The sequence below is a fragment of the Streptomyces vinaceus genome, assembly GCF_008704935.1.
Lineage (GTDB): Bacteria > Actinomycetota > Actinomycetes > Streptomycetales > Streptomycetaceae > Streptomyces > Streptomyces vinaceus.
Map to the genome: position 1 here is coordinate 2,248,938 of NZ_CP023692.1, position 18,520 is coordinate 2,267,457.

Annotated in this window: 17 protein-coding genes; 5 read left to right on the forward strand and 12 right to left on the reverse strand. The window is 72.3% G+C overall.

Annotation, left to right across the window (positions count from 1 at the left end):
* Positions 1 to 39: 39 nt before the first annotated feature.
* The 5 genes from cimA to ureA form a co-directional block, all read right to left on the reverse strand.
* Positions 40 to 1,662 carry a citramalate synthase gene (gene cimA / locus CP980_RS09760; RefSeq protein WP_099889310.1) on the reverse strand — a complete coding sequence of 541 codons (1,623 nt, stop codon included), beginning with the start codon at positions 1,660 to 1,662 and terminating at the stop codon, positions 40 to 42.
* 296 nt (positions 1,663 to 1,958) lie between these two features.
* Positions 1,959 to 2,567 (reverse strand): TetR/AcrR family transcriptional regulator, encoded by a 609-nt coding sequence (locus CP980_RS09770; protein WP_099889312.1) that lies wholly within the window; start codon positions 2,565 to 2,567, stop codon positions 1,959 to 1,961.
* A 29-nt stretch (positions 2,568 to 2,596) separates the two neighbouring features.
* Positions 2,597 to 3,634, reverse strand: a complete 1,038-nt coding sequence (locus tag CP980_RS09775; RefSeq protein WP_132757006.1) for an agmatine deiminase family protein — start codon at positions 3,632 to 3,634, stop codon at positions 2,597 to 2,599.
* A 20-nt stretch (positions 3,635 to 3,654) separates the two neighbouring features.
* Positions 3,655 to 5,388 carry an urease subunit alpha gene (locus tag CP980_RS09780; RefSeq protein ID WP_373312827.1) on the reverse strand — a complete coding sequence of 578 codons (1,734 nt, stop codon included), beginning with the start codon at positions 5,386 to 5,388 and terminating at the stop codon, positions 3,655 to 3,657.
* The gene (gene ureA, locus CP980_RS09785) at positions 5,385 to 6,110 is read right to left on the reverse strand and encodes an urease subunit gamma (protein WP_150527987.1); all 726 of its coding nucleotides are present in this window, start codon (positions 6,108 to 6,110) and stop codon (positions 5,385 to 5,387) included. Before ureA ends, CP980_RS09780 begins: the two co-directional genes overlap by 4 nt.
* A gap of 156 nt (positions 6,111 to 6,266) precedes the next feature.
* On the opposite strand from ureA, the gene CP980_RS09790 reads away from it, so the two are divergent.
* On the forward strand, positions 6,267 to 7,715 hold the full coding sequence (locus CP980_RS09790) for a cytosine permease (protein WP_229906908.1): 1,449 nt from the start codon (positions 6,267 to 6,269) through the stop codon (positions 7,713 to 7,715).
* Positions 7,716 to 7,796: 81 nt separating this feature from the next.
* On the opposite strand, the gene CP980_RS09795 is transcribed toward CP980_RS09790, so the two are convergent.
* The 5 genes from CP980_RS09795 to CP980_RS09815 all read right to left on the reverse strand — a co-directional run bounded on the left by CP980_RS09795 (position 7,797) and on the right by CP980_RS09815 (position 12,369).
* On the reverse strand, positions 7,797 to 8,231 hold the full coding sequence (locus CP980_RS09795) for a hypothetical protein (protein ID WP_132757005.1): 435 nt from the start codon (positions 8,229 to 8,231) through the stop codon (positions 7,797 to 7,799).
* A 369-nt stretch (positions 8,232 to 8,600) separates the two neighbouring features.
* Positions 8,601 to 9,686, reverse strand: a complete 1,086-nt coding sequence (locus CP980_RS09800; protein ID WP_048475979.1) for a branched-chain amino acid aminotransferase — start codon at positions 9,684 to 9,686, stop codon at positions 8,601 to 8,603.
* A gap of 243 nt (positions 9,687 to 9,929) precedes the next feature.
* A complete protein-coding gene (locus tag CP980_RS09805) occupies positions 9,930 to 10,970 on the reverse strand; it encodes a 3-isopropylmalate dehydrogenase (protein ID WP_150527988.1) in 1,041 nt (346 codons plus the stop codon).
* Positions 10,971 to 11,085: 115 nt separating this feature from the next.
* Positions 11,086 to 11,214, reverse strand: a complete 129-nt coding sequence (locus CP980_RS36350; RefSeq protein ID WP_099895351.1) for a hypothetical protein — start codon at positions 11,212 to 11,214, stop codon at positions 11,086 to 11,088.
* A gap of 261 nt (positions 11,215 to 11,475) precedes the next feature.
* Positions 11,476 to 12,369, reverse strand: coding sequence for a LysR family transcriptional regulator (locus CP980_RS09815; protein WP_132757002.1), 894 nt, complete (start codon positions 12,367 to 12,369; stop codon positions 11,476 to 11,478).
* A gap of 101 nt (positions 12,370 to 12,470) precedes the next feature.
* Between CP980_RS09815 and CP980_RS09820 the strand changes: the two genes are divergently transcribed.
* Positions 12,471 to 13,487, forward strand: a complete 1,017-nt coding sequence (locus CP980_RS09820) for an NADP-dependent oxidoreductase (RefSeq protein WP_150527989.1) — start codon at positions 12,471 to 12,473, stop codon at positions 13,485 to 13,487.
* A gap of 119 nt (positions 13,488 to 13,606) precedes the next feature.
* On the forward strand, positions 13,607 to 15,634 hold the full coding sequence (locus tag CP980_RS09825) for a phosphocholine-specific phospholipase C (RefSeq protein WP_150527990.1): 2,028 nt from the start codon (positions 13,607 to 13,609) through the stop codon (positions 15,632 to 15,634).
* 4 nt (positions 15,635 to 15,638) lie between these two features.
* Here the strand turns inward: CP980_RS09825 and CP980_RS09830 are convergent, their stop codons facing one another.
* A complete protein-coding gene (locus tag CP980_RS09830) occupies positions 15,639 to 16,175 on the reverse strand; it encodes a GNAT family N-acetyltransferase (RefSeq protein ID WP_150527991.1) in 537 nt (178 codons plus the stop codon).
* A 99-nt stretch (positions 16,176 to 16,274) separates the two neighbouring features.
* Here CP980_RS09830 and CP980_RS09835 point away from each other — a divergent pair, with 99 nt between their 5' ends.
* Positions 16,275 to 16,976 carry a nitroreductase family protein gene (locus CP980_RS09835; RefSeq protein ID WP_150527992.1) on the forward strand — a complete coding sequence of 234 codons (702 nt, stop codon included), beginning with the start codon at positions 16,275 to 16,277 and terminating at the stop codon, positions 16,974 to 16,976.
* Here CP980_RS09835 and CP980_RS09840 read toward each other — a convergent pair.
* The gene (locus tag CP980_RS09840; protein WP_150527993.1) at positions 16,973 to 17,434 is read right to left on the reverse strand and encodes a MarR family winged helix-turn-helix transcriptional regulator; all 462 of its coding nucleotides are present in this window, start codon (positions 17,432 to 17,434) and stop codon (positions 16,973 to 16,975) included. The genes CP980_RS09835 and CP980_RS09840 overlap by 4 nt on opposite strands.
* 88 nt (positions 17,435 to 17,522) lie before the next feature.
* Here CP980_RS09840 and CP980_RS09845 point away from each other — a divergent pair, with 88 nt between their 5' ends.
* Complete coding sequence (locus CP980_RS09845; RefSeq protein WP_150527994.1) at positions 17,523 to 18,449, forward strand: quinone oxidoreductase family protein; 927 nt, start codon at positions 17,523 to 17,525, stop codon at positions 18,447 to 18,449.
* Positions 18,450 to 18,520: the final 71 nt, after the last annotated feature.

Consider the following 18,520-nt stretch of genomic DNA (forward strand, 5'->3'; position numbering starts at 1 on the left):
CCCGGCCGCGACGGCCGGGGCGGTGGGGACTTCCGCGCGCTACTCGGCGGGTTCGACGCCCGCGTGCAGGAGGCCGTACGTGATGGCGTCCTCCAGGGCCTGCCAGGACGCGGCGATCACGTTCGGGGCCACGCCCACCGTGGACCACTCACGGGTGCCGTCCGTCGTGGCGATCAGGACGCGCGTCGTGGACTCCGTGCCGTGCTTGCCCTCCAGGATGCGGACCTTGTAGTCCACCAGCTCGAACTTGGCCAGCTGGGGGTAGAAGCGCTCCAGGGCCACCCGCAGCGCCCGGTCCAGGGCGTTGACCGGGCCGTTTCCCTCCGCCGTGGCGACGATCCGCTCGCCCTTGGCCCACAGCTTGACCGTGGCCTCGTTGGCGTGGGTTCCGTCGGGGCGGTCCTCGACGATGGCCCGCCAGGACTCCGTACGGAAGTACTTGCGGGCGCGGCCCTCGACCTCGGCGCGCAGCAGCAGCTCGAAGGAGGCGTCGGCGGCCTCGTACGTGTACCCCGAGAGCTCCCGCTCCTTGACCCGCTCGACGACCCGCGAGACCAGCGCCCGGTCCCCGCCGAGGTCGACACCGAGCTCCTTGCCCTTGAGCTCGATGGAGGCGCGGCCTGCCATGTCGGAGACCAGCATCCGCATGGTGTTGCCGACCCGCTCGGGGTCGATGTGCTGGTAGAGGTCCGGATCGACCTTGATGGCCGAGGCGTGCAGCCCCGCCTTGTGCGCGAAGGCCGAGACGCCGACGTACGGCTGGTGCGTGGACGGGGTCAGGTTGACGACCTCGGCGATGGCGTGCGAGATGCGGGTCATCTCGGCGAGCGCGCCCTCGGGCAGCACCCGTCGGCCGTACTTGATCTCCAGCGCGGCGACGACCGGGAAGAGGTTCGCGTTGCCGACGCGCTCGCCGTAGCCGTTCGCGGTGCACTGGACGTGCGTGGCGCCCGCGTCGACGGCGGCCAGGGTGTTGGCGACGGCGCAGCCCGTGTCGTCCTGGGCGTGGATGCCGAGGCGGGCGCCCGTGTCGGCGAGCACGGTCGTGACGACCGCGCTCACCTGGGCGGGCAGCATGCCGCCGTTGGTGTCGCAGAGGATGACGACGTCGGCGCCGGCCTCGTGGGCCGTGCGCACGACCGACTTCGCGTACTCGGCGTTGGCCCGGTACCCGTCGAAGAAGTGCTCGCAGTCGACGAAGACGCGGCGGCCCTGGGCGACGAGGTGGGAGACGGTGTCGCGGACCATCTCCAGGTTCTCTTCGAGCGTGGTGCGCAGGGCGAGCTCGACGTGCCGGTCGTGGGACTTGGCGACCAGGGTGATCACCGGGGCGCCCGATTCCAGCAGGGCCCGGACCTGCGGGTCCGCGGCGGCCGAGCCGCCGGCCCGCCGGGTGGCCCCGAAGGCGACCAGCTGGGCGTGCTTGAAGTCGATCTCGGCGCGGGCGCGGGCGAAGAACTCGGTGTCGCGGGGGTTGGCGCCGGGCCAGCCGCCCTCGATGAAGCCCACTCCGAAGTCGTCCAGGTGCCGGGCGATCGCCAGCTTGTCGGCGACGGTGAGGTTGATGCCCTCACGCTGGGCGCCGTCGCGCAGGGTGGTGTCGAAGACGTGGAAGCTGTCGTCGGGGCCCTGAGCGGCCGCCGTCGCCTCTGTCGTCGTCATGCTGATCTGACTCCTGTCGGATGAGTGGTTCCGGATTCCCGCCCCGAGGGGAGGGCGCCGCCACTGCCCCCATCATCGCGCGCGGCCCGCTCCCGGCAGGAGTGGAGCCGGGAAACGAAAAGACCCCTCGCGGGTGCGAGAGGTCTGCGCGCGGGTCTGGGGCACGATGGCCGCCTGCCCGTAGGTTTTCCACGGTTCAGCGGCCACTGCGGACCGGCGCGCTGCTGTCCATAATCATGAGCTGAGCAGGCACGTCCGCAGTGTGTCACACCGTCTCAGCGCAAGAGCAGCTCGTCTCACGATACGAGAGCCTCGTCGAGGAATTCCGAGACGTGGGCCAGGATGTCCGCCCGCCCTATCCCGGGCAGGCCCACGGCGACCTGGATGCTGAACCCGTCGAGCAGGGCCCGCAGCCGGGCGCCGAAGCGGTCGGGGTCCACGGGCCGGAACTCCCCGCGCGAGATGCCCTCGGCGAGCAGGGCCACCAGGTCGCGGTGCCAGGCGCCCTCGATGGAGGCCTGGCGCTCGCGTTCCTGCGGACCGGCGTTCTGCGAGCGGTTCCAGACCTCCAGCCACAGGGTCCAGTGCGGATCCCGGGCCTCCTCGGGGACGTAGAGGTCCACGTACGCCTGGAGCCGCTCGCGCGCCGAGCCGCTGCGGGCCAGCAGCGCCCGGCGCCGGGCGCCCAGGGCCGCCTCGCTCCACTCCAGCGTCTGCAGCAGGAGCTCGTCCTTGCTGCCGAAGTAGTAGAGGAGGTGGCCGCTGCTCATGCCGACCTGGCGGCCCAGCCCGGCCATGGTCAGGCCCTCCAGGCCGCGCTCGGCGATCGTGGCCATGGCGGCGACGAGTACGTCCTCGCGCGGCGGCGCGTTCTTCCGCACCGCACGTACTCCACCCGCCGCCATGGGCCACTCCTTCGTCGATCCGCCGCAGGTCAGACCTTCGGCTGCTGCTGGGTGATGCAGTGGATACCGCCACCCCCGGCGAAAATCGTACGTGCGTCAACCAGGGTCACGGTCCGCTCGGGGAACAGCCCGCGGAAGATCTCGGCGGCCTCCTCGTCGCGCGGGTCGTCGAAGGAGCACAGCACCACGCCACCGTTGCACAGGTAGTGGTTGATGTAGGAGTAGTCCACCCACTCCCCGTCCTCCTCCAGCACCGTCGGCGCCGGGATCTCCACGACCTCCAGCTGCCGGCCCCGCGCGTCGGTGGAGGCGCGCAGGATGGCGGCGATGGTCTTGCAGCGCTCGTGGTCGGGGTGGGCCGGGTCGGGCTGGGTGTGGACCATGACCACGCCGGGGCGGGCGAAGGCGGCCACGATGTCCACGTGGCCCTGGGTGCCGTAGGTGCCGTAGTCGCCGGCGAGGCCGTACGGCAGCCAGATCGCCTTGGTGGTGCCGAGGTGGGCGTGGATCTCCTCCTCCACCTGCTGGCGGGTCCACCCGGGGTTGCGCCCGGCGCCCAGCTGCACGGTGTCGGTCAGCAGCACGGTGCCTTCGCCGTCGACGTGGATCGCGCCGCCCTCGTTGACCAGCGGGGTGCTGTACGTACGGGTGCCGGCGAGGTCCGAGACGTGCCGGGCGATCTTGGAGTCGTGCTCCCAGCGGGCCCACTCCTGGGCGCCCCAGCCGTTGAAGGTCCAGTCCACCGCGGCCAGCTCACCGGCCTCGTTGGTGACGAAGGTCGGGCCGATGTCGCGCATCCAGGCGTCGTCGAGCTCGCGCTCGACCAGCTGCACGTCCTCGCCGACGACCGCGCGGGCGCTCTCGGCGTCGCCGGGCGAGACGACGAGGGTCACCGGCTCGTACGAGCGCACGGCGCGGGCGACGGCGCCCCAGGCCTGGCGGGCCTCGGCGAGCTCCTGCTCGGTGGTGAAGGTCGGGTTGGGGCTGGGCCAGGCCATCCAGGTGCGCTCGTGGGGCGTCCACTCGGCGGGCATCCGGAAGCCGTGGTCCGTGGGCTTTGCAGTCATGGCAGGGGGTCCTTACGGGCTTACAGGAAGTACAGGCGGTTGAGGGAGACCGAGTCGGCCGCTTCGGAGCGCAGCGGGTCCCCGTCGAGGGTGACGAGACCGCTGCGCGCGTCCACATCGACCGCGCCCACCCGGGAGTTGAGCAGGAGGTCGCCGGGGCCGATGCCGCGGGTGCCGCGGACGGCGACGCGGCGGCGGCGGGTGGGCATCTCGTCGCCGCCCAGCGCCGCCGCGGCGGCCGAGACGAAGGCGACGGAGATGTCGGCGGCGGTGGCCCCGTACGAGCCGAACTGCGGTCCGAGGACCAGTGGTTCGCAGGTGTCGGTGGCCGCGTTGGGGTCGCCGGTGACCCCGTACGCGGGGAACCCGGACTTGAGGACCAGCTGTGGTTTGGCGCCGAAGAACTGGGGGCGCCACAGGACGATGTCGGCCAGCTTGCCGACCTCGATGGAGCCGATCTCGTGGGCCAGGCCGTGGGCGATGGCCGGGTTGATGGTCAGCTTGGCCATGTAGCGCAGGACGCGGGCGTTGTCGTCGCCCTCGCCGTCGCCTTCGAGGGGGCCGAGCTCGCCCTTCATCTTGGCGGCCATGGCGAAGGTGCGGCGGATGGTCTCGCCGGCGCGGCCCATGCCCTGGGCGTCGGAGGAGGTGATGCCGATCGCGCCCAGGTCGTGCAGGACGTCCTCGGCGCCCATGGTGCCCGCGCGGATCCGGTCGCGGGCCATCGCGGCATCGCCGGGGAGGTCCGGCTTGAGGTCGTGGACGGAGACGATCATGCCGTAGTGCTCGGCGACCGCGTCCCGTCCGAAGGGGAGGGTGGGGTTGGTGGAGGAGCCGATGACGTTCGGCACGCCCGCCATCTTGAGCACGTTCGGGACGTGTCCGCCGCCGCAGCCCTCGATGTGGAAGGCGTGGATGGTGCGGCCGTCCAGGACGCGCAGGGTGTCCTCGACGGAGAGGCACTCGTTGAGGCCGTCGCTGTGCAGGGCGACCTGCACGTCGTGCTCCTCGGCCACGCGCAGCGCGGTGTCCAGGGCGCGGGTATGGGCGCCCATGTCCTCGTGGACCTTGAAGCCGGAGGCGCCGCCCTCGGCCAGGGCCTCGACCAGGGGTGCGGCGTCCGAGGAGGAGCCGCGGGCGAGGAAGCCGATGTTGACGGGCCAGGCGTCGAAGGCGTTGAAGGCGTGCTTCAGCGCCCACGGGGAGTTGACCCCGACGCCCCAGACCGGGCCGAACTCCTGGCCGATGATCGTGGTGACGCCGGCGGCGAGCGAGGCCTCCATGACGCGCGGGGACAGCAGGTGCACGTGGGTGTCGACGGCGCCGGCGGTGGCGATCAGGCCCTCGCCGGACACGATGCTCGTGCCGGTGCCGACCACGACGTCCACCCCGTCGAGGGTGTCCGGGTTGCCGGCCCGGCCGATGGCGTGGATGCGGCCCTCGCGGATGCCGATGGAGACCTTGCGGATACCGAGGACCGCGTCGATGACCAGCACGTTGCTGATGACCACGTCGCAGGTCTCGCGGACGGCGGCGGCCTTCAGGTGCAGTCCGTCGCGGGCGGTCTTCCCGAAGCCCGCCAGGAACTCGTCGCCGGGCTTCTGGGCGTCGTACTCGACCCGGACGGTGAGCCCGGAGTCGCCGAGCCGGACCCGGTCGCCGGCGCGCGGGCCGAAGACGGAGGCGTACTCGTGGGGGTCGATGTGCCGGCTGCCCGGCGCACAGTGGTCGCTGTGCCTGGTCTGCTTGCTCACGCCTGCTCTCCGTCTGCCGAGTCGCTCGCCGAGTCGCTGGTTGCCGTGCCCAGGTAGCCGCAGGCCGCGGCGCGGCGCAGGGCCTCGTCCTTGGCCCCGGGGGCGTCCAGGGGGCCGTCGACCAGCCCGGCGAAGCCGATCGCGATGCGGTCGCCGCCGATGGGGACGAGCCCGACCTCGCCCTCGCCGTGCGGGTCGAACCGTACGGACGAGCCCGCGGGCACGCACAGCCGCATGCCGTAGGCCGCGGCGCGGTCGAAGTCGAGGCGGGGGTTCGCCTCGAAGAAGTGGAAGTGGGAGGTGACGCTCACCGGCACGGACGCCGTGTTGCGCACCCGCAGGTGCAGTGCCGGTTCGGGCTGGGGGGCGCCGGGGCCCGGTACGACGGCGCCCGGGGCGTGCTCGCCGAGCGGCACCGCGCCGCGGATCGGGGCCGAGACCACCGCGAGGCGGGAGCCGTCGTCGAAGACGGCCTCCACGTGCACCTCGGTGACCACGTCGGCCACGCCGGGCAGCACGTCGGCCGGCCCGAGCACGCCGCGGGCCTCCTCGATGGCCTCCGCGAGCCGCTTGCCGTCGCGCGCGGCCTCGCAGACCGTGTCCGCGATGAGCGCGGTGGCCTCCGGGACGTTGAGCTTGAGGCCGCGGGCCCGCCGGGCCCTGGCCAGTTCCGCCGCGCTGCGCAGCAGCAGCCGGTCGCGCTCCGTAGGGGTCAGCCGCACGCCGATCCACCACCTTTTGAGTCGATGGGTTAGAGCATCACTCTAACTCTTCATTTCTCTGCAATGAAGCATTGACCTGGGACCAGCGCCTAGGTCACATTGAGTGTCGTTCAAACACATGCGAACCACCCCCCGCCCTGCCAAGGGAGTCCCCCCATGCCCATCGAACAGCGCGGAGTCGACACCATCCCCGAGGAGGAGCGGACGAGCGGTCCCCGTGACCTGATCTCGATCCTGCTCGGCTCCAACCTCTGCCTCGGCGTGATCGTGTTCGGCTGGCTGCCCCCGTCCTTCGGACTGGGTCTGTGGCCCTCGGTCACCGCCATCGTGACCGGCACGCTCGTCGGCATCGCCTTCACCGCGCCGCTGGCGCTGGTGTCCCTGCGCACGGCGACCAACCTCTCCACCTCCAGCGGCGCCCAGTTCGGCGTCCGCGGCCGGCTCGTCGGCTCGGTGGTCGGCCTGCTCCTCTCGCTCGGCTACACCGCCCTCACCCTGTGGATCGGCGGCGACGTCATGGTCGGCGTCCTGTCCCGGCTGACCGGACTGCCGGACACCGGCGTGTCGCGGGCCGTGATGTACGGGGTACTGGCCGCCTGTACCGTCGTCGGGGCCGTCTTCGGCTACCGGCTGCTGCTGCGCATGAGCAAGGTCCTCTCCATCGGCATGGTGGTCCTGCTCGCCGTCGGCGTCCTCGCCTACGCCCCCGACTTCACCACCGCCGCCCCGCCGCAGACCTCGTACCTGCTCGGCTCCTTCTGGCCGACCTGGCTGCTCGCCGCCGTCGCCGCCGGGCTCAGCGGCCCCGTCGCCTTCATCACCCTGCTCGGCGACTACACCCGCTACATCTCCCCCCGCAAGCACGGCTCCCGCAAGGTCTTCTGGTCCACGGCCCTCGGCCTGCTGATCGGCCTGCTCATCCCCCAGCTGTTCGGCACCTACACCGCGCTCGCCGCCAAGGCCGGCGCCGACTACGCCGGACCGCTCGTCGAAGCCGCGCCGTTCTGGTACCTGCTCCCGCTGCTCGCCGCCGCCGCGGCCGGCTCGGTGGGCAACGCCGGGCTGATGCTCTACTCCATGGGCCTCGACCTCGACGCCATCGTCCCCAAGGCCACCCGGGCCAAGGCCACGCTGGTCGCGGCCGCCGTGGCCACCGCGTTCGTCTTCATCGGCTCCTTCGAGTGGGACGTGCAGTCCGCGATGACCTCGTTCGTCCTGCTGCTGACCGCGATCGGCACCCCGTGGGCCGTGATCACCCTGATCGGTCACGTCCGCTGCCGGGGCCGGTACGACGCCGACGCGCTCCAGGTCTTCAACCGCCGTTCGGTGGGCGGGATCTACTGGTACCGCGCCGGCTGGAACGTGGCGGCCACCGTCTCCTGGGCCGTGGGCGCCGGGGTCGGCCTGCTCGCCGTGACCACCCCCTTCTACGAGGGCCCGCTGCTCGCCCTGACCGGCGGCGTGGACTGCTCCTTCGTCCTGTCCGGCCTGGCCGGCGGCCTCGTCTACACGGCCCTGACGTTCCGGACCGCCGGCCGGGCCGCGGCCGCCTCACCCGCCGGCGCCGTCGACCCCGCGGGCAAGGTGGCGGTGGCCGCCGACTGACGGCGACCACCGGGACCGGGACACGGCGCGGGCCCCGGGGGGACGTCCCCCCGGGGCCCGCGCGGCCGTTGCCGGCGCCCGCTAACGGCAGTTGTTCGCGGTCGTCGCCTGGGTGGCCGCGGTGTCCAGCGCCTGGATCTGCGGCTGGAGCTGGGTGATCGCGTCCTTGCCGGTGGTGTCGCCCGGCAGGTCCTCGTAGGCCTTCTTCAGGTTCTCCGCGGCCGACGTCACGGCGTCCTTCTCGGCGGACTTCAGGGCCGAGGTGTTCTCCTTGACGTTCTTCCAGTCGTTCTGGACCGCGTCGTACGCCGACTTCAGCTGGTCCTTGGTGGCCGTGGCCGGGTTCAGCGCCTTGAGCGCGGCGTTGTCCGACTTCAGCTGGACCAGGTTGGTGCACAGCGCCGCGCTGGCCGAAGAGGCCGCCTCCTCCGGCGTCGCGTTGTCATCGCTGGAGCAGGCCGAGGCGCCGAGTACCACGGCCGCGCACAGCAGGCTGGAGGCAACGAACCGCTTCATGGGAATCCGCCTTCCCGCCGGCCGTGGCGGCCGGCGTACGAGAAATTCACGCCGCTGGGGGGCGCAACGTGCCGCCCGGAGCCGGTGTCCGGCGCCGCATGGGCGGACGCGATCAACGTCGCACGCCCCTCCGTCCGCCGCATCTCCGGACGGAGGGGACGAGCCCGCCCCGGCGGAGCGCCGGGCGGGGCCGCAGGGCCTGCGGGCACTGGCGCGGGCGGCGGTGCGCAGCGGCGCCCGCGTCCCCGGGTACGGGTGGTACGGACGGGTGAGGCGGCCTGCGGGCACCGTCCGGCGGACCGCGCGCCCGGGAGACGCGAAGAGGCCCCGGCCTCCCGGCCGGGACCTCTCCAACGCGGCGCGAGCCCCCTAGCCGAGCGGGTGCATCCAGCCGTGGGTGTCGGCGGTGCGGCCGGTCTGGAGCTCCAGCAGCGCCTTGCGGAGCTTCATGGTGACCTCGCCGGGCTCGCCCGTGCCCTGGGTCCAGTTGGCGCGCTCGGACTTGACCGAGCCGACCGGGGTGATGACGGCGGCGGTGCCGCAGGCGAACACCTCGGTCAGGGTGCCGTTCTCGTTGTCCCGCTTCCAGTCCTCGGTGGAGATACGTCCCTCCTCGGCGGTGTAGCCGAGGTCGCGCGCGATGGTCAGGAGCGAGTCACGGGTGATGCCCGGCAGGAGCGAGCCGGTCAGCTCCGGGGTCACGATGCGGTCGCCGTACACGAAGTACAGGTTCATGCCCCCCATCTCCTCGATCCAGCGGTGCTCGACGGCGTCGAGCCAGACCACCTGGTCGCAGCCGTGCTCGGCGGCCTGGGCCTGGGCCACGAGGGAGGCCGCGTAGTTGCCGCCGGTCTTGGCCGCGCCCGTACCGCCCTTGACGGCGCGGACGTACTCCTCGGAGAGCCAGACGGAGACCGGCTTGACGCCGCCGGGGAAGTACGCGCCGGCGGGCGAGGCGATGACCATGAAGAGGAACTCGTTGGCCGGGCGGACGCCGAGGCCGACCTCGGAGGCGAACATGAACGGCCGCAGGTAGAGGGAGGCCTCACCGGACTCCGGCACCCAGGCCCGGTCCTGCTTGATGAGCGCGTCGCAGGCCTCGATGAAGAGGTCGGCGGGCAGCTCGGGCATCGCCATGCGGCGCGCCGAGGCCTGGAAGCGCTCGGCGTTGGCGCGCGGGCGGAAGGTGGCGACGGTGCCGTCGGGCTGCTTGTAGGCCTTGAGGCCCTCGAAGATCGTCTGCGCGTAGTGCAGGGTCATGTTCGCCGGGTCGATCGACAGCGGCGCGTACGGGACCAGCTCTGCGTCGTGCCAGCCGCGGCCCTCGGTCCACTTGATCGTCACCATGTGGTCGGTGAAGTGGCGGCCGAAGCCGGGGCTGGCCAAGATCGCCTCGCGCTCCGCATCGGACAGCGGGTTCGAGGAGGGCTTGAGCTCGATCGTGGGCGTCGTCATGAGTGCTTGTCCTTCACCGGTTTTGTAGGGCGGACCGCGCTCACGGCGTACCAGGACGTCCGAGCTTCCCCGCATTCCGCGGTCTCGCGTTCGATTATCGCTCGCGAGGTGCCTGCGGAGAAGCGGGGTGAAGCGGAGTGAATGCGGCCCAGGGGAGATGGTGGCACCCGGGGCCGCACAGGAAAAGCCGCCGGGTGCGTCGTACGCGCGACCCGGCGGCTTCCTGAGGGTGGAGCTGCCGGGTCAGCCGGCTACTCGGGCGGCGAGCGCGTCGCCGATCTGCTCGGTGGAGCGGAAGGTGCCGTCGCGCTCCGCGAGGTCGGCGGAGACCGCGTCCTCGATGCGGACCGCCTGGGCCTCGTAGCCGAGGTGGCGCAGCAGGAGGGCGACCGAGAGGATCGTCGCGGTCGGGTCGGCCTTGCCGGTGCCGGCGATGTCCGGGGCCGAGCCGTGGACCGGCTCGAACATGGACGGGAAGGCGCCGGTCGGGTTGATGTTCCCGGAGGCGGCGAGGCCGATTCCGCCGGTCACGGCTGCGGCCAGGTCGGTGAGGATGTCACCGAAGAGGTTGTCCGTGACGATGACGTCGAAGCGCTCGGGCTGCGTGACGAAGAAGATCGTCGCGGCGTCGACGTGCAGGTAGTCGGTGGTGACCTCGGGGTACTCCTGGCCGACCTTGTCGAAGATGTTCTTCCACATGTGGCCCGCGTACACGAGGACGTTGTTCTTGTGGACCAGCGTCAGCTTCTTGCGGGGGCGGGAGTTGGCCCGCTCGTACGCGTCGCGGACGACGCGCTCCACGCCGTACGCGGTGTTGAGGCTGACCTCGGTGGCGACCTCGGCGGGCGTACCGGTGCGCAGGCTGCCGCCGTTGCCGGTGTACGGGCCCTCGGTGCCCTCGCGGACCACGACGAAGTCGATCTCCGGACGGCCGGCGAGCGGGGTGGCCGTGTTCGGGAAGAGCTTCGAGGGGCGCAGGTTGATGAAGTGGTCGAAGGCGAAGCGGAGCTTCAGCAGCAGGCCGCGCTCCAGCACGCCGGACGGCACCGACGGGTCTCCGATGGCGCCCAGCAGGATCGCGTCGTGGTGCTTCAGCGCCTCCAGCTCCGCGTCCGGGAGGGTCTCACCGGTGCGGTGCCAGCGCTGGGCGCCGAGGTCGTACTGCTTGGTCTCCAGCTTCACGTCCTGGGGCAGGACCGCGGTAAGGACCTTGAGGCCCTGAGCCACGACTTCCTGGCCGATGCCATCACCGGGGATCACTGCGAGATTGATGCTGGTCGACATGGAGGAACCGTACTCCCGGTCCCAACCCTCGGTCATGTTGCGTCCACCATGTGGACCAATCCGACCGAGGGCCGGGGGTGCTCAGGGGGTGCTCAGGGGGTGCTCAGGGGGGTGCTCAGTGGCCGGTCGAGCCGCCGTTGTCCCGGCGGTCGAGGGCGCGCTGGAGGGCGGCCGCGGCGTTCTTGCGGTCGGCGTCGGCGGTGGAGGAGTGGCGGACGCGGCGGGCTGCGGTGGTTGCGGTCATGGTGATCGACTCCTTGAGATCACGGCGTGGCGGGGCCACGGATGAGGGGTTCCTTCAAGGCGCCGGAAGAGGCGGGGAGCGGTGCGCGGCAGGGGTTGCCTGCCCAGGGGCGCGCGCTCTCGACCGCCATTCGCCGGATCGGCGAGACGTTCGGCTCCTACAAAGCTAGGGCAGCTCCCGTTGTATGTCTCCGCAATTAGTCGGGCTTCCTACTATCTGAGACGGACGCCCCCTCGGAAGGCCCCTCCACAGAGCTCCGATTCAGGCCTTCTCGGAGCGAAGTTCCCTGATCAGAGCCCGTACGGCGAGAGTCGAGGCGGATTCCGGCGTGGTGACGTATCCCACGCGCCTCACGGGCCCCGAAGGGCCCAGTCCGGCGATGTCCACGGCGTCCGTGGCCTCGCGCAGCGACAGCTCGGGCAGGATCGCCATGCCGAGCCCGCGCCCGACCATGGTGAGCACCATCGCGTCGTCCTCCGCCTTGAGCGTGGCGCGCGGGATCCAGTCCTGGGCGCGCCACCAGTCGCGGGTGTACGAACCGCAGTTCTCGTCCCAGTCCAGCAGGGGCAGCGCCTTCGGGTCCGGGTGTCCGGCCGGGTGGACCAGGGCGTACGCCTCCTCGCGGAGCACCCCGGTCAGCAGCCCGGCCGCGCCGCCCTCCTGCGCTGCGGGCCCGGCGCCGTTCAGGGTGGCGATGCCGAGGTCGGCCCGGCCCGCGGCCACCTCCCCCGCCGTGCCGGCGCCGAGCTCGCGCACCACCCGGACCTCGGGGCGGATGCCGGGGTGGCGGGCGGTGAGGCGCTCCAGCGCCGGGGGCAGCAGGTGCAGGGCCGCGCTGCGGAACGCCGCGATGCGCAGGACGCCCCCGGTGGCGTCCGCGGGCTCCCGGCCGGCGCCGCGCGCCTCCGCGCCGAGGACCTCGTACAGGCGCAGGATCCGGCGGGCGAGGCCGACGGCCCGCTCCCCCGCCGGGGTGGGCGAGGCCCCGCCGCGCCCGCGTTCGAAGAGGACCGCTCCGACCTTGGCCTCGCTGCCGCGCACCGAGTGGGAGACGGCCGACTGGGTGAGGCCGAGCCGTGCGGCGGCGGCGGAGAAGCCACCGGTCTCGGCGACGGCGACCAGGACCCGGAGTTCGTGCGGAGCGAGCTCGGCCACGGCGGCTCTCACCTCGTTCTATGAGCGGTGTTCATGGATGTGCGGCTTCCATGAACGCAACCCCCTGCCCGGACCGGTGATTCCTTCCTAGCGTCCTCGCCATGACCACGAACCACACCGCCCACGCCGTCCACCTGGTCTCCCGGCCCGCCGGCTTCCCCGTCGCCACCGACTTCGCCTACGTCGGGACCCCCGTCCCCTCCCCCGCTCCCGGCACCGCCCTGGTGCAGAACCTGCTGCTCTCGGTGGACCCGTACCACCGCGGGATGATGGACGGCGGCGAGGGCGGCTTCGAGCTGAACTCCCCGCTGGAGGGCCGCTCGGTGGGCCGGGTGCTCGCCTCCCGCGACCCGGGGCTGCGCGAGGGCGACCTCGTCTTCCACCGCCAGGGCTGGCGCACCCACGCCCTCGTCACGCTCGGGGCGGACGGCACCCGCAGGCTGCGCGGCCACGAGGGCGTCCCGCTGGAGGCGTACCTGAGCATCCTCGGCGGCACCGGTCTGACCGCGTACGCCGCCCTCACCCGGACCGCGCTGCTGCGCGAGGGCGAGGACCTGTTCGTCTCGGCCGCCGCGGGCGGCGTGGGCACCGCCACGGGGCACATCGCGCGCCTGCTGGGCGCCCGCCGGATCATCGGCAGCGCGGGCTCCGCGGCGAAGGTCCGCCACCTCACCGGCACGCTCGGCTTCGACGCGGCCTTCGACTACCACGACGGTCCGGTCGGCGAGCAGCTCGCGCAGGCCGCGCCCGACGGCATCGACGTCTACGTGGACAACGTGGGCGGGGACCATCTGGCGGGCGCGATCGACGTGCTGCGCGAGTACGGGCGGATCGCCTGGGTCGGCGGGATCTCGATGTACAACGGGGACCGCTCGCCGGCGGCTCCGCGCAACCTCTTCGAGATCGTCCACAAGTCGTTGCGCCTGGAAGGGGTATTGGTTCGCAATCACACCAATTTGCAGGACGAGATGGAGGATCTCCTCGTACCTCATCTGCAAAGTGGCCGGATCGGCACGGACACCACCGTTGTCCAGGGTTTTGATCACACGGTGGATGCCTTCCTGGGCATGCTGCGAGGGGACAATCTGGGCAAGATGCTGGTCCGTCTCGAAGGCTGAATCCAGCCAACCGGATGTTCACCGACTTCTTACCGCACGGATGTAGACCTTTGGCCCGGCGCCCGCCACTCTTTCCGTCAATGTGCCAGCGGGGCACTTGAGTTGGAGGCGAGTAGCCAGTGACACCGATCAGCCGCAGAGGTTTCGTGGGAATCGGCGCCGGGCTGATGGCCGGGGCGGCCCTGCCGGCGATCGCGCCGACGTCGGCGGCCGCGGCCGCCGCGACCGGCACGATCACCGACGTGAAGCACGTGGTGATCCTCATGCAGGAGAACCGCAGCTTCGACCACTACTTCGGCAAGCTGAAGGGTGTCCGCGGCTTCGGCGACCGCGCCGCCGGCAACATCCCGGGCGGCTGGGGCACGTTCAACCAGCCCAACTGGGGCGGCCGCCAGTACCCGTGGAAGCTCAGCTCCACCCCCGCGGCCGGAGGTGTCGACGGCGAGACCCTCGCCCAGTGCAACGGCGACCTCCCGCACAGCTGGACCTCGCAGCACGCGGCCTGGAACAAGGGCCGCATGGACAACTGGGTCACCGGCGTCGGCAACACCCGCACCCTCGGCTACCTCGACCGCGGGGACATACCGTTCCACTACGGGCTCGCCGACAACTACACGATCTGCGACGCCTACTTCTGCTCCACGCTGAGCGCGACCGGCCCGAACCGCACCTTCCTGTGGAGCGGCAAGGTCGACGCGGGCAGCAAGGACGGCGGCGACGAGTCCGGGCTGACCTGGGAGACGTACGCGGAGGCCCTCCAGCGGGCCGGCATGACCTGGAAGGTCTACCAGAACGCCCAGGACAACTACGGGGACAACGGTCTGGCCTACTTCAAGAAGTTCACGGACGCGGCCCCCGGCAACCCGCTGTGGGACCGCGGCATGGGCTCCGTTCCGAAGGTCACCGGCTCCACCCCCGACGACATCGCGGCCGCCATCCGCGCGGACGTCGTCGCCGGCACCCTGCCGCAGGTCTCCTGGGTCGTCGCGAACGAGGCCTTCTCGGAGCACCCCTACGCCCCGCCCGGCGACGGCGCGCACTTCGTGGACCTCGTCTACCGCGCCCTGTCGGCGAACCCGGAGGTCTTCGACTCCACCGTCCTCTTCCTCAACTACGACGAGAACGACGGCTTCTTCGACCACGTCCCGCCACCGGTCGCCCCGCCCGGCACCCCGGGCGAGTACATCGACGGCACCCCGATCGGCCTCGGGTTCCGCGTCCCGATGATCGTCATGTCCCCGTGGACGCGCGGCGGCTGGGTCAGCTCCGAGGTCTTCGACCACACCTCGGTGCTGCGGTTCATGGAGACCTGGACGGCGGCCCTCGGCACCCCGGCGGCCTGCCCGAACATCAGCGCCTGGCGCCGCAAGGTGACCGGCGACCTGACCGGTGTCTTCGACTTCGCGCGTCCGGTGTACGGGGTGCCGGCCGGACTGCCCTCGACCGCGAAGGTCATCGGCCAGGCGACCTGCGGCCCGCTGCCCAACCCGGCGCCGCAGGACAACGCCCTCCCGGCGCAGGAGGCCGGTACCCGCCCGGCGCGGGCCCTTCCGTACCAGGTGAACGGCAACCTGGACCGCTTCGAGTTCGGCGCGGCCGGCAAGATCCTGGCCTGGTTCTCGATGACCAACCAGGGCCCGCAGGCGAAGCAGGCGGCGCACTTCTCGATCCACCCGCACCAGTACCGGGACACGGCCGCCTGGCAGTACACGGTGGACCCGGCCGGCACGGCGACGGACTACTTCAACATCGGCCTCGGCAGCGGCTCCGGCAAGTACGACATCTCGATGTACGGGCCCAACCGCTTCCTGCGCCGCTTCATCGGCGACGCCTCGAAGGCGGGCAAGGCGATCGAGGTGGCGGCCCGCTTCGCGGTGGAGCCGGGCACGGGCAAGACGGCGATCTACTTCACGATGACGAACAGCTCGGCCTCGCCGGTCACCTTCACGATCCGCTCGAACGCCTACCGCTCGGACGGCCCGTGGACGTACACCGTTGCGGCGAACTCCTCGCGCGAGGACTACTTCAACGCGGTGGCGTACAACAACGGCTGGTACGACTTCACGATCCTCGCGGACAACGACGGCACCTGGTCGCGCCGCTACACGGGCCACATCGAGACGGGCACGCCCAGCATCTCGGGCTGACGGGCTACAGCACGTCCCCGTCTCGCCAGTCGAAGTCGAGCCGCCCGGCGGGGTCCTCCAGCGCCCCGCCGGGCGGGAACCACACGTACGTCGACCCCTCCTCGTCGGCGAGCCGGACCGGCCCCTCGGGGGACAGCGCCCCGATCCGGCCGCCCCACACGGCCCATCCGCGTCCCTCGTACAGCCGGGCCCCGTCGGCGGAGGCCGACAGGGCGCCGAGTACGTACGCCCGCCCGATGACCTCCTCCAGCGCGGCCATGACCTGCCCGCCGAGGCCGCGGCGGCGCCGGTCGGGCCGTACGGCCACGGCCTCGACGTACCCGGTGCGCAGGGCCCGGCCACGGTGGAGGACCCGGCGCTGCACCACGCTCCCGTGCGCGATCAGCTCCCCGTCCTCGCGCACGAGGGCGTGCACGCCGCCGAGCGCGTGCTCGAAGTCCTCGTCGGCGAAGTTGCCGCCGAAGGCCCCGTCGAGCAGCTCCCGCAGCTCACGGAGGTCACCGTCGGCGAGCTGTGAGGTGTGCTTCAGCGTTACGTCCATACGGCGACGCTATCAACGGCCACCGGAAAGGCCGGAAATCCGGGAGGGCGGCCGGATCGGGCCGTGCCCCGGCGCGGCTGCCCGCGTGAGGATCGGCCCATGTCATCCGAGACCCGGCAGTGGACCCCCGCCCACGGCGCACCGTACCGGCCCGTCGCCTACCGGCCGGCGCGGATGCCGTCCGCGCAATCGCTGGCACGCGCCGCCGAGTTGCGGACCCGCATGGACGAACGCCGCACCGTGCGCCACTTCTCCCCCGACCCCGTCCCCGAGCAGGTGATCCGCGACGCGATCGCGTGCGCGGCGACCGCCCCCTCCGGCGCCCACCAGCAGCCGTGGACGTTCGTCCGGGTCAAGGACCCCGCGGTGCGGGAGCAGATCCGCGCGGCCGCCGAGCAGGAGGAGCAGCTGTCCTACGACGGCCGGCTGGGCGACGAATGGCTGGCCGCCCTGCGCCCGCTGGGCACGGACGCGGTCAAGATCCACCTGACGGACGCCCCCGCACTGCTCGTCGTCTTCCAGCAGCGCTACTGGCTCGGCCCGGACGGCACGAAGCGCAAGCACTACTACGTGGACGAGTCGGTCGGCATCGCGGTCGGCATGCTCCTGACCGCCCTCCACCTCAGCGGCCTCGCGGCCCTGATCCACACCCCGAGCCCGATGCGCTTCCTCTCCCACGTCCTGCGCCGTCCGGAGAACGAGAAGGCCTTCGCGGTCGTCCCCATCGGCTACCCCGCGGAAGACTGCGAGGTCCCGGACCTGCTCCGCAAATCCCTGGACCAGGTCATGACGGAGGTCTAGGAAGCGTCCGGGTCCGGTCCGCCGTTCCAGGGGTCTTCGTGGAGGCGGGTCAGGAGGGTGGTCAGCTGCTCGCGTTCCTCGGGGGTCAGGGGGGAGAGGAACGCGGCGTTCGCCGTCTCGGCCAGGGCGGCGCACCGGCTGAGGGCGGCCTCGCCCGCCGGGGTGAGGGTGACGGCGTTCTTGCGGCGGTCCGCCGGATCCGGGGCCCGCCGCAGGAGGCCGGCGCCTTCGAGGTGGTTGAGCAGCCCGACCAGGTCCTTGGGGTCGATCCCGAGCAGGCGGCCGAGGCCGGCCTGGGCGACCGGGCCGTACTCGGCGGTCGCCGCCAGCACCGCATGGTGCGCGAGCTTCAGCCCCTCCGCGGCGAGCGCCTGCGCGACCAGGCCGCGGCCCCGTGCCGCGACCCGCCCGACGAGCCAGCTCGGGAGTGCCTGGATGTGTGCGAGGGCCGAGGTCATGGGCCCAGCCTAGCAATTCGTTGGGATTCCCCACGATCTCCTATATCGTTGGGATTCCCAACGAATCCGCGTCCTTCCGGGAGGTCCAGTGCTGCGCATCCGCCACGAGGTCAACGGCGGCCCCGAGGTCTTGTTCTGCGAGGACGTGGCCGTGCCCGTCCCCGGCCCCGGCGAGCTGCTCGTCGCGGTGGAGGCCGTCGGGGTCACGCTGCCCGTCGTGCGCAAGGTGCGCGAGGGCTCCGGGCCGGTACCGCTGGGCGGCGAGGTCGCGGGGACCGTGGCCGCGCTCGGCGAGGGGGTGCGGGGGTTCGCCCTCGGCGACCGGGTCACCGGGCTCTGCTTCGGCCACGGCTACGCCGAGTACGCCCTCCTCGCGGCCCCCTTCGCCTCCGCCGTGCCCGAAGGGGCGGGCTCCGTCGACGCCGTCGCGCTCGTGCGCAGCGGACTCGTTGCCCGGGGCGCCTGGGAGGCCGGGCGGGTCCGGCCCGGGGAGTCCGTGCTGGTCACGGCCGCCGCGAGCGGGGTCGGCAGCCTCGCGCTCCGGCTGGCCCGGGCCGGCGGGGCGGGCCGGCTGGTCGCCGCCGTCTCCAGCGCGGACAAAGCCGGGTTCGTACGCGGCCTCGGCGCCGACGAGGTCGTGCTGTACGAGGAACCGGCCGCCTGGGGCGAGCCGTACGACGTGGTGCTCGACGGGGTCGGCGGCGAACTGCTCGGCCCCGCCGTGCGGGCCCTGGCCACGGGCGGCCGCCTGGTGGCGTACGGCTCGGGCGGCGGCTCGGTGGAGGCGTACGAACTGCTGGTGCGCGGGGCCTCGGTGACCGGCTTCCAGATCCGGGCCGTCGCCCAGGGCCGGCCCGAGGTGTACGAGGGCTGGCGGCGCGAGCTGTGGAAGGCGTACGGGGACGGCTCGCTGCGCCCCGCCGTGCACGGGGAGATCCCGCTGGCCGAGGCGGCCCGCGCGCACGCGCTGATCGAGGAGCGGCGCAACCTCGGCAAGGTCGTGCTGGTCCCCTGACGGCCCGGTTCTCACCGGCGGAGGGGCGGAACTGGGACCGCCCCCGATCCGGGCTTGGGGGTACCGGAACG